We start from the raw sequence: 10,026 nt of genomic DNA, 5'->3' as shown, positions 1-10,026 counted from the left end.
ACCGCATCCCGATCCGTGGTCAGATCCCCCGCGAAGTGACGATCACCCGTGGCATCAGGCACGTACTTCACTGCGACAACGATCCTCAAGCTCACGCCTGCACTCCTACTGCTGCATGGGTACGTCAACTGCCCTTGTGAAGGCAGCATAGGCGCCTTCGACGGCGGCTCCCCGTTGGGACGCACGGCGCTCCGGCAGAAATATTACTCGCCAGTACAGCCGTCGGTCCCCCGGCAGGCAAGGGCGGTGGACTGTGACCTTGCCGACCCGGGCCTGATGGAGGGACTCAGTGGCGCAGCGCGTTGTAACGCCCGTGGTGGTAGAGCAGCGGGCGGGCCGCTTCGCCCTCGGGGGCGCCCGCCACGGCCTGGGCGACGACGATGCGGTGGTCACCGGCGGGTATGCGCGCCACCACACGGGCGACCAGCCAGGCCTGGACATCCTCCAGGAGCGGTACTCCATACGGGCCGGGTCCCCACGCGGTGGGCGGCGCGAAGCGATCGGCACCGCTGCGGGCGAAGGTGGCGGCCACCTCCTCCTGGTGCTCGCCGAGGATGTGGACGCCCACGTGGGTGGCTTCCGCGACGGTGCGCCACGCGGAGCCGGCGGTGCTGATCCCGAAGGACAGCAGGGGCGGCTCGGCGGACACGGAGGTGAGGGAGGTGGCCGTGAAGCCCGCGGGACGGGTGCCGGCCGCGGTGATGACCGCGACCCCGGCGGCGTGACGGCGGAACACGGCACGGAAAGCGGTCGGGTCGAATTCAGTCGGGTCGAAGGCGCCGGTCACGGCGGGCGGCGGGGCCAGGGGGACCGGGGCAGGCGCGGGGATCGAGGTGGGCACCGCGCCCAGGGAGGTCGCGGCCGGCGTGCCGAGGTCGGGAGAGGCGGTCATGGAGTTGTCCTTCGTCGTGCTGTCGAGCCGGAGGGGTGCGGAGTCCTGGGCACTCAACGGCCGTGACAGCGGGCGCTCGCGTGCCGACCGAGGTCGACGTCGAAGCGGGAGTACAGAAGGAGGTCTCGCGACATAACGTCAGACTGACGATCAGACCGGCGCCGCGTCAAGGGCGCCCCGGCGGGTGGGACCGGGGTCATGACACCGCGCGCGGGTGTCACACCGCCGCGCCGAGCGCCGCGATGACGTCGGCCTTGCGCGGCGCGCCCGACGCGCGCCGCACCACGGTGCCGCGGGCGTCGAGGACCAGGACGGTCGGCGTCCTGACGACGCCCAGCCGGCGCACCAGGTCGAGGTGGGCCTCGGCGTCGATCTCCACGTGCCGCACGCCGTCGACCATGCCGGCCACCTCGCCGAGAGTGCGGCGGGTGGCCCGGCAGGGCGCGCAGAAGGCGGTGGAGAACTGGAGGAGCGTGGCCCGCTCTCCGAGTTCCGCGCCGATCTCACCCGCCGTCAGCTGTTGTGCCGCGTCCTTGTCCCGCACCCGTACCCTTCCGTCCCTGCGCTTGTGGAGGATGCCGAAGATCCCCGCCGCCACGAGCACGGCGACGCACACCACCAGTCCCGTCATTTCGCCCCTCCCTGCCGTTGCAGCGTTCACACGACCGCCATGATTCCCGGGGGTCCGGACGGCGTCCGTTCCGGAATCATGGCCGGTATGAGCCCTCACGCCATTGATGCCCGTGGACCGCGCTTCGGCGCAAGCGTGACCAGTGTCGTCCTGGCCGCCGTCCTCGTCACCGGAAGTGCCTGGCTGCTGGCCGTCCAGGCGCTGGTGTTCGCGGTGGGCGCCGCCGCGGGTGTCCAGAACTCACCGTACGGCCTGCTGTACCGGGTGGCGGTACGGCCCCGGCTGGGGCCGCCGACCGAGACCGAGGACCCGGCGCCGCCGCGCTTCGCGCAGGCGGTCGGACTGGCGTTCGCGGTCGTCGGGCTCGCCGGCTACGCCACGGGGCTCGCCTGGCTGGGCCTGGCGGCGACGGCCTGCGCGCTCGCGGCGGCCTTCCTCAACGCGGTGTTCGGCTACTGCCTCGGATGCGAGATGTACCTGCTGGTGCGTCGTACGACCGGGTGACGTGACGAGAATCTCGCCACACGGCGGGCACGCGGGATGACACGGCACCCGTTTACGGGGCACGATCAGCCGGCGGCCCAAACCTACGGCCGCGTAACTTCCGCCGGGGGCCACCCCCTACGAAGAAGGGGCCCCACACATGGCCGAACTCGTCTACCCGCCCGTCATCGGCTTCGCCCGCACCATGTTCAAGGTGCAGGGACTGCGCTTCGACATCGCCGGCACCGAACATGTGCCGCGCAAGGGCGGCGCTTTGCTCGTGAGCAACCACATCGGGTACCTCGACTTCGTGTTCGCGGGGCTGACAGCGCTCCCGGCGAAGCGGCTGGTGCGTTTCATGGCGAAGGAGTCGGTTTTCCGGCACAAGGTGTCGGGTCCGCTGATGCGGGCCATGAAGCACATCCCGGTGGACCGCTCCGAGGGCATGCACGCGTACAAGCACGCGCTGACGGCGCTGCGCTCGGGCGAGATCATCGGGGTCTTCCCCGAGGCGACCATCTCCCAGTCCTTCACCCTGAAGTCCTTCAAGTCCGGTGCCGCGCGCCTGGCGATGGAGGCGGGCGTGCCCCTGCTGCCGGTCGCCCTGTGGGGCACGCAGCGGCTGTGGACCAAGGACCAGCCGCGCCAGCTGGGCCGCAACGGCTTCCCCATCACCATCCGGGTGGGCGAGCAGATGACGCCCCACGCGGACGAGAAGCCGGGCGCGCTGACCCGGCGGCTGCGGCTGCGCGTCCAGGAGCTGCTGGAGGACGCGCAGCGCGTGTACACCGGGCGCCCGTCGGGCCCGGACGACCACTGGTGGCTGCCCGCGCACCTGGGCGGCAGCGCCCCCACGCCGGAGGACGTCGCCGCCCGGGAGCGCGGCGCGAAGGCGGAGTGACCGGGCGCGGGGGTCAGACCGGCTCGTGCACGGTGACCTCCGCGCCGGGGTTGAACCTCCGCAGGTGAGCGGCGAGTTCCTCACCGGCGGCCCGCAGGTCGGCCATCGGCATCGGATCCATCCGCTCCAGGAGGAAGAGCGCGTTGACCGACTCCTCGGTCAGCCGGGTACGGATCCCCTGCCGCCAGTTCCAGCGGCGGCAGGTGACGCCGGTCCCGTCGCGCCAGACGACCTCGCCGGGCTCGGGGTGCTCGACGGCGGGCTCACCGCCGGCCACGGTCTCGAACTTCTCGTCGCCGGTCGCCCGTACGAGGGTCATGCCGCCGTGGATGTGGTCGGTGTCCTCACCGCCGACGGGCACGAGGTGGGCGACGCTGATCGCGTTGTAGAGGTCCACCAGCCGGTTGATGCGGGGCAGCCCGCCTTCGGCGGGGGCGCGTTTGGCCAGCGCCTCCGCGGAGTTGCGGGTGCGCGAGGGCTTGGCGCCGAAGGCGGTGTACGCCGCGCGCCAGGCGGCCATGTGGGGATCCTCGTGCGGGGCGCGGCCGCCGAGGCGCTCGGTCAGGCGGCGGGCCGCGTCGTCGAGGAGGGCCGCGCTCGCATCGTCGCTCGGCCCGTTGACCAGGCCGCGGGCCTCGACGGCGAGGTGGGCGAACCCCGGGGCCAGGGCGCGCACGGCGGGGTCGACGGTCAGGGTCAGGGGGGTGTGTGAGGTCATCGGTCTTCTTGGTCCGGTAGGTCGGTGGGCAGCAGCCGCCACAGATGCGGCCGGTCGACAGCCTGCCGCAGGGCGGTGAGCACGGCGGGCGGCGGGGTGGCGTGGAGACCGGGGTAGTCGCGTTCGCCGAGTCCGGGGCGGGGCACCCAGGCCAGCCGTTCCTCCCGGAGGGAGAACCGGGCGTCGACACCGGGCTTGTTGCCGCGCGGGTCCTGCCGGGCCCAGCGGTCGTGTCCGGGCAGCTTGAGGGCGATGAGCCCGTGGATCAGGGCGCCGGTGCCGTCGTCGTCGGCGAGCCGCTGGTAGCACAGCCCCGTGGGGATGCCCTCGGCGCGCAGCAGCGCGGTCAGGGCGTGGGCCTTGGCGTGGCAGATGCCGGTGCGCTGCTCCAGGACGTCGGAGGCGCGCCAGGTGACGCGCGGGTCCCCGGAGTCGGCGGAGTGCGGGATGGCGTCGCGAACGAAGGTGTAGGCCGCTTCGGCATAGTCATACGGATCGGGGGCTTCCGCCCGCAGCCGGGCGGCGGTCGCCCGGACCAGCGGGTGGCCGTGGTCGATCACCTCGTCCGCTGCGAGGTAGGCGGTCGCGTCCGCCGTCTGGGGTACCGGCTCCATGTGGCGGATACTAGGAATACGCGCAGCGATTCGGCAAATTGCTTTTCCGTAGGCAGCATACCTATGCAGCACGGGGGTGGCCGTCGTGGCCCGAGCACCCAGACGTCCCGCGAGAGCGGCGGTCCTGGTCGTGCTGGCGGTTTTCACCGTCTTCCTGGTCAGCCGGGGCTGCGGCGGCCCCGAGCGGACGCCCGGCGGGCCCTCCCCCTCCTCGACGGGTTCGGTGCCCGCCACCACCGCGGTCGCGCGCTCGCCCTTCACCGGACTGCCCGGACGCACCCGCGGCCCGGTCCTCGCGGTGAAGATCGACAACGTCGGGCCCGCCCGCCCGCACACCGGGCTGGACCGGGCCGACCTCGTCTACGTGGAGCAGGTGGAGTCCGGTCTCACCCGTCTGCTCGCCGTCTTCTCCTCCCAACTGCCCGAACGGGTCGGCCCGGTGCGCAGCGCCCGCGAGTCGGACCTGGAACTGCTCCGCCAGTTCGGCCGCCCCGCCCTCGCCTTCTCCGGGGCGCAGTCCAGGTTGCTGCCGGTGGTGGCGGCGGCGCCGGTGCACGACGTCTCCCCCGCCCACGCCCCCGGTGCCTACGTGCGCGACGGCTCGCGCCCCGCCCCGCACAACCTGTACGCCACTCCGGAGCGGCTGCTCGCCGCGGCCCCGGACGCCTCGGCCGCCCGGGACATAGGCTTCCGCTTCGGTGCCGCACCGCCCGGCGGCACCCCCGAGCGCGACCGCACCGTGCACTACCCGAACGGCTCGGTGGGCCTGCACTGGTCGGCCGACGGCGACCGCTGGCTGATCTCGTTCGACGGCGACCCGGCCACCACCACCGACGGCGGCAGGCTGGGCGCGCCGACGGTGGTCGTGCAGTACGTCACGGTCCGTTCCTCCGGCTTCCAGGACCGGTGGGGGAACACCTCCCCGTACAGCGAGACCGTGGGCACCGGGCGCGCGGTGGTGCTGCGCGACGGCAAGGCGTACGACGCCCGGTGGTCACGGCCCGACGCGGCCGGGGGCACGCACTTCACCACGCCCGACGGGCAGCCGGTGAGCTTCGCCCGCGGCCAGGTCTGGATCGTGCTGGCGCCGCTACCCGGGTGAGCTCACGCTATGGCGCCGTCCGCCGCGGGGGGATCGGGGGCGCCCGGCGCGGCCAGCGCGGAGGCCAGGTCGTCGTGGACGGTGAAGACCCGGATCGTCCGGGTGAGCCGCAACAGCCGCAGCACGCAGGGACTGTCGCCGACGATGCCGAACCGGCCACCGCGGTCGAGGGTCCGCTTCCGCGCCCGGATGAGCACCGACAGACCACTGCAGTCGATGAAGCTCACTCCGCGCAGGTCCACCACGACGTCGGGCCGCGGCCCGCCGGTGACCGCGTCCAGACGCGCGGCCGCCCGCACGCCGGCGCACAGGTCGAGCTCCCCCGTCAGTTCCACCACGGTCGTGCCGCCGACCGTCCACTGCCGCACCCCGAAGTCACGCTCGTCGTCGAACATGCCCGGCCCCCCGACTGCCGCTTCCTGCTGGGCCCTTGACACGACGTGTGCGCCGCGCGCGGCGAACGCACCGCGCACACGGTCGCGTGTACGGAATACCCCCCTGCCGTACCGGGAGTCAACACATCGGGCTAAACAGACAGGACGACCAGGTCCCGGGAGGTCTGGTTGAGCCGTTCCCCGCCCTCGGGCGTGCAGACGGCGATGTCCTCGATGCGGGCGCCGAAACGGTCCGGGAGGTAGATCCCGGGTTCGACGGAGAAGGCCATGCCCGGCTCCAGCAGACGGGAGCTGCCCGCGACGATGTACGGCTCCTCGTGCGTCTCCAGACCGATGCCGTGCCCGGTGCGGTGGATGAAGTGCTCGCCGTAGCCGGCCGCGGCGATGATGTCCCGCCCGATCGCGTCGAGTTCCTCCGCGGTGATGCCGGGGCGGACGGCATCGGTCTGGGCGTGCTGCGCGCGCCGCAGCACCTCGTACATCTCGCGGAACTCGGCGGACGGTTCACCGACCGCGTAGGTGCGCGTGGAGTCGGAGCAGTAGCCCTCCTGCGTGGTGCCGCCGATGTCGACGACGACCGGGTCACCGGCCCGGATCACCCGGTCGGAGACCTCGTGGTGGGGGCTGGCGCCGTTCGGGCCCGAGGCGATGATGACGAAGTCGACGGTGGTGTGCCCCGCCTCGATGACGGCGTCGGCGACGTCCCGGGCGACCTCGCGCTCGGTGCGCCCGGCCCTGAGCCACTCCCCGATGCGGCGGTGCACCCGGTCGATGGCGCCCGCGGCCCGGCGCAGCGCCTCGGTCTCCGCCGGCGACTTGCGCATCCGCAGTTCGCGCAGCACGTCGCCGGCCAGGCTCTGCTCGGCGCCGGGGAGGGCCGTGCGGAAGGCGAGCACCTTCTCGGCCCACATGTGGTTGTCGACGGCGACCCGCGCGGTCCCCCGCGGCAGTCGGCCGGCGACCAGGGCGTACGGGTCCTCGGTCTCGCCCCAGCCGACGACGTCGACGCCGAGCGCGCCCAGCGGGGAGGCCTCGGCACCGGGCTTCTCCAGGTGGGGCACGACGAGGAAGGGGTCGCCGAGCACCGGCAGCGCCAGGCACACCAGGCGCTCGGTGAGGTGGGCGTGGTAGCCGGTGAGGTAGCGCAGATCGGGGCCCGGTGAGACGAGCAGCGCGTCGAGTCCCGCGTCGGCGGCGGCCTTGCGGGCGAGTTCGAGTCGCTCCGGGGGGTACAGGGATGCGGCAGAGTCGGTCACGACTCTTACCGTAGACGCCCCTGGCACCCACCGCAGTCCCTTGCGTCGGCGCAGGTCGTAGGCTGGGGCCGATGGACCACCAGACCACCCCCGGGGCGCTCCGCGCGCTCGCCGCCCGGCTGCGCGCCCTTCCGCCGTCCTGCGGGCCGGTGCGGCTCGTCGCCGTGGACGGGCACGCCGGATCCGGCAAGACGACCTTCGCCGCCGCGCTGGCGTCCGCACTGGACGGTGCTCCCGTCGTCCACCTCGACGATCTGGCCACGCACGAGGAGTTGTTCGAGTGGACCGGGCGGCTGCGCGAGCAGGTGCTGGAGCCGCTGCGCCGCGGTGACACCGCCCGGCCCGCGAAGTACGACTGGGTGGCCCGGCGGTTCGCGACGACCCTGGAGGTGCCGGCGGCCCCCGTGGTCCTGCTGGAGGGTGTGGGCGTGGGCCGCCGCGCGCTGCGTCCCCGGCTGGCGAGCCTGCTCTGGCTGGAGGTCTCCCGGGACACGGCACGGGAGCGCGGCGAGCTCCGCGACGGCCCCGCCCTGACCGGGTTCTGGGCTGGCTGGATGCGGGCGCAGGACGCGCACTTCGCCGCCGACCCCTCCCGGCCGTTCGCGGACCTGCTGGTCCACCAGCGTCCGGACGGCTACGAGGTACGGGAGCAGCACACGGAGACCCCGCTCGCCAACACCCTCCGTCACTGACCGTGACCGCGTGCAGCCGGTGCGCTGCACCCGCCCCGCGACCGCCGGAGCGACGCCCCGAGGTGGCTTGACCCGGGAGCCGCACAGGACTTACGTTCTCAATGCGCGGTCATCGTCGATCGCACCTCATGCGCGAAGCCCCCGGTTGTTCCCCCGTGACCGGGGGCTTCGTTCTGCCTACAGCCGGCGATCCGGCCCCGTACGGCGGCGGATCGCTCACCCACCGTCACCACCCGCGTCGCTCTACGGCCCACCAGGCCCGCACGGGTACCATGCCAACGGGTGCGCCACCCCGCGAAGGCGGTGCTCACCTGGCACCAACTCCCGCTTCGCGTAACCTGGTTGGAGCGGCGTACGGCGGGCGGCACCGGGGGGAACGGGCTGGTGGGGACCTGATGGACTTCGGCACAGAGCATTCCGGCGCCCCCTCCGACCTCGCCTGGGTGCGGGCCGTCGACGCCTACACCATGGGCGCCTACACCCAGGCCGAGGAGGAGTTCCGCGTGGCGGTCCGCCTCGACCCCGGCATGGCGGACGCCTGGCTCGGGCTGCACGCGCTGCGGGCGGACACCTCCACGGCGCTGCTGCAGATGTACCGGCACCGCGACCGTTTCGGCGAGCAGCGCAGCGCGCACCGCCGCTCCATGAACTCCTGGTACTGGCTGGGCTGGTGGGTGCAGCCGGTGCTGGAGACCCGCCGCGACCTGCTGCTGGCGCACGCCTCCCACTGGCTCGACGGCCGCCACATCGCGGAGCTGGACCGGGCCCTGGCCGAGTGCCCACCGATCGACACCGATCCGCACGTCCGTTTCCTGCACGCCTGCCGGGCCTATCTGGTCAAGGACTGGGACCAGTTGGTGCGCCACACCGAACCGCTCCTCGGCGACCAGGTCCTGGGCATCGAGGCCGGTCTGTTCGGCGGCATGGCCCGGGTCCGGCTGGAGCTGTACGGGCAGGCCGAGCCGCTGCTGGCGACGGCCCTGATGCGCTGCCGCAGCGAACAGCCGCAGCGCAAGGAACTCCGCTACTGGCTGGCCCGCGCGTACGAGGGCACGGGCCGCACGGCGGCCGCGCTCCCCCTGTACCGGGCGGTGCACCGGGTCGACCCGGCGTTCATGGACACCGCGGCCCGGCTCGCCGCGATCGACGAGTCCGATGGCCTCACCGACGGGACGGCCGACCTGGCCCCGGTCACGCTGCAGGGCTACGGTCAGACCGGGCCCGACACGCTGCCGCCCGACCCCGATCCGCTCGACGCCCGGGCGGGGGCGGCCGCCATGCCCGGTGGCCTCGGAGCGGGCTCGGTGCTGGACGACCCGCTGGGCGCGGTCGGCCCGATCGACGACGACATCCGGGAGAAGGCGATCCTGCCGGTCTCCCCCGTCCCGCCGCAGGTCCCGGTCGCGGCCCCGGACCCGGTGCTGCTCTCCCAGGCCCTGGCCGAACTCGACCGCATGGTGGGCCTGGAGCCGGTCAAGCGCCAAGTGCGGGCGCTGTCGGCACAGTTGCGGATGGCGCGGCTGCGGGCGGGACAGGGTCTGCCGGTGCAGCCGCCCAAGCGGCACTTCGTCTTCTCGGGCCCGTCCGGCACCGGCAAGACCACGGTGGCGCGCATCCTCGGCCGGGTGTTCTACGCCCTCGGACTGCTGGGCGGCGACCATCTGGTCGAGGCGCAACGCGCGGATCTCGTGGGCGAGTTCCTGGGTCAGACCGCCGTCAAGGCCAACGAGCTGATCGACTCCGCGCTCGGCGGGGTGCTGTTCGTCGACGAGGCGTACGCGCTGTCCAACTCCGGCTACAGCAAGGGCGACGCCTACGGCGACGAGGCGCTGCAGGTCCTGCTCAAGCGCGCGGAGGACAACCGCGACCGTCTGGTCGTCATCCTGGCCGGCTACCCCGAGGGCATGGACCGCCTGCTCGCGGCCAACCCCGGCCTCGGCTCGCGCTTCACCACCCGGGTCGACTTCCCCAGTTACCGGCCGCACGAGCTGACCAGCATCGGCGAGGTCCTCGCCGCCGACAACGGGGACCGCTGGGACGGCGAGGCCCTGGAGGAGCTGCTCGCCATCAGCGGCCACGTCGTCGAGCAGGGCTGGATCGACGAACTGGGCAACGGCCGCTTCCTGCGCACCCTGTACGAGAAGAGCTGCGCCTACCGCGACCTGCGGCTGTCCGGCTACGTGGGACAGCCGTCCCGGGACGACCTGTCCACGCTGCGGCTGCCCGACCTCATGCAGGCCTACGGCGAGGTGCTGTCGGGCCGCGGGCCCGGGCTGACGCCGCCCGAGCCGCTGGAGTGAACGACGCGAGAGGGGCCCGGGCGCATGCGCCCGGGCCCCTCT

General features: G+C 73.3%; 11 protein-coding genes and 1 pseudogene. 5 read left to right on the top strand and 7 right to left on the bottom strand.

All coding sequences use genetic code 11. From position 1 onward, the window contains the following. The 3 genes and pseudogenes from ABZ312_RS40450 to ABZ312_RS40440 all read right to left on the bottom strand — a co-directional run. Nucleotides 1–95 (bottom strand): annotated as a pseudogene (locus tag ABZ312_RS40450) (electron transfer flavoprotein subunit beta); the annotation flags it as partial. Nucleotides 96–286: 191 nt separating this feature from the next. Further along, nucleotides 287–892 (bottom strand): flavin reductase family protein, encoded by a 606-nt coding sequence (locus ABZ312_RS40445; protein WP_500324371.1) that lies wholly within the window; start codon nt 890–892, stop codon nt 287–289. Between the two features lie 217 nt (nt 893–1,109). Then, on the bottom strand, nt 1,110–1,523 hold the full coding sequence (locus ABZ312_RS40440; protein ID WP_499510722.1) for a TlpA family protein disulfide reductase: 414 nt from the start codon (nt 1,521–1,523) through the stop codon (nt 1,110–1,112). 87 nt (nt 1,524–1,610) lie between these two features. On the opposite strand from ABZ312_RS40440, the gene ABZ312_RS40435 reads away from it, so the two are divergent. Together ABZ312_RS40435 and ABZ312_RS40430 are read left to right on the top strand one after the other, a co-directional pair. Beyond that, nucleotides 1,611–2,027 carry a DUF4395 domain-containing protein gene (locus ABZ312_RS40435; protein WP_500324372.1) on the top strand — a complete coding sequence of 139 codons (417 nt, stop codon included), beginning with the start codon at nt 1,611–1,613 and terminating at the stop codon, nt 2,025–2,027. Nucleotides 2,028–2,166: 139 nt separating this feature from the next. Next, nucleotides 2,167–2,907 (top strand): lysophospholipid acyltransferase family protein, encoded by a 741-nt coding sequence (locus ABZ312_RS40430; RefSeq protein ID WP_500359529.1) that lies wholly within the window; start codon nt 2,167–2,169, stop codon nt 2,905–2,907. A gap of 13 nt (nt 2,908–2,920) precedes the next feature. Here the strand turns inward: ABZ312_RS40430 and ABZ312_RS40425 are convergent, their stop codons facing one another. Beyond that, nucleotides 2,921–3,625 carry a B3/B4 domain-containing protein gene (locus ABZ312_RS40425; protein ID WP_500439862.1) on the bottom strand — a complete coding sequence of 235 codons (705 nt, stop codon included), beginning with the start codon at nt 3,623–3,625 and terminating at the stop codon, nt 2,921–2,923. Further along, nucleotides 3,622–4,239 carry a transglutaminase-like domain-containing protein gene (locus tag ABZ312_RS40420; protein ID WP_500324375.1) on the bottom strand — a complete coding sequence of 206 codons (618 nt, stop codon included), beginning with the start codon at nt 4,237–4,239 and terminating at the stop codon, nt 3,622–3,624. Before ABZ312_RS40420 ends, ABZ312_RS40425 begins: the two co-directional genes overlap by 4 nt. 85 nt (nt 4,240–4,324) lie before the next feature. Between ABZ312_RS40420 and ABZ312_RS40415 the strand changes: the two genes are divergently transcribed. After that, nucleotides 4,325–5,341, top strand: a complete 1,017-nt coding sequence (locus ABZ312_RS40415; RefSeq protein ID WP_500324376.1) for a DUF3048 domain-containing protein — start codon at nt 4,325–4,327, stop codon at nt 5,339–5,341. A gap of 2 nt (nt 5,342–5,343) precedes the next feature. Here the strand turns inward: ABZ312_RS40415 and ABZ312_RS40410 are convergent, their stop codons facing one another. Both ABZ312_RS40410 and ABZ312_RS40405 read right to left on the bottom strand, forming a co-directional pair. Continuing rightward, a complete protein-coding gene (locus ABZ312_RS40410) occupies nt 5,344–5,736 on the bottom strand; it encodes an STAS domain-containing protein (RefSeq protein ID WP_500324377.1) in 393 nt (130 codons plus the stop codon). Between the two features lie 131 nt (nt 5,737–5,867). Then, a complete protein-coding gene (locus ABZ312_RS40405) occupies nt 5,868–6,992 on the bottom strand; it encodes a M24 family metallopeptidase (protein WP_500359532.1) in 1,125 nt (374 codons plus the stop codon). Between the two features lie 71 nt (nt 6,993–7,063). Here ABZ312_RS40405 and ABZ312_RS40400 point away from each other — a divergent pair, with 71 nt between their 5' ends. Beyond that, a complete protein-coding gene (locus ABZ312_RS40400) occupies nt 7,064–7,684 on the top strand; it encodes a uridine kinase family protein (RefSeq protein WP_500439861.1) in 621 nt (206 codons plus the stop codon). A gap of 395 nt (nt 7,685–8,079) precedes the next feature. Continuing rightward, on the top strand, nt 8,080–9,984 hold the full coding sequence (locus tag ABZ312_RS40395) for an AAA family ATPase (protein WP_500324380.1): 1,905 nt from the start codon (nt 8,080–8,082) through the stop codon (nt 9,982–9,984). Nucleotides 9,985–10,026 lie beyond the last annotated feature (42 nt).

Origin of the sequence: Streptomyces sp. NPDC006207 (assembly GCF_040613835.1) — a bacterium.
Taxonomy (GTDB): domain Bacteria; phylum Actinomycetota; class Actinomycetes; order Streptomycetales; family Streptomycetaceae; genus Actinacidiphila.
This window is presented reverse-complemented; position numbering and strand designations above follow the sequence as displayed.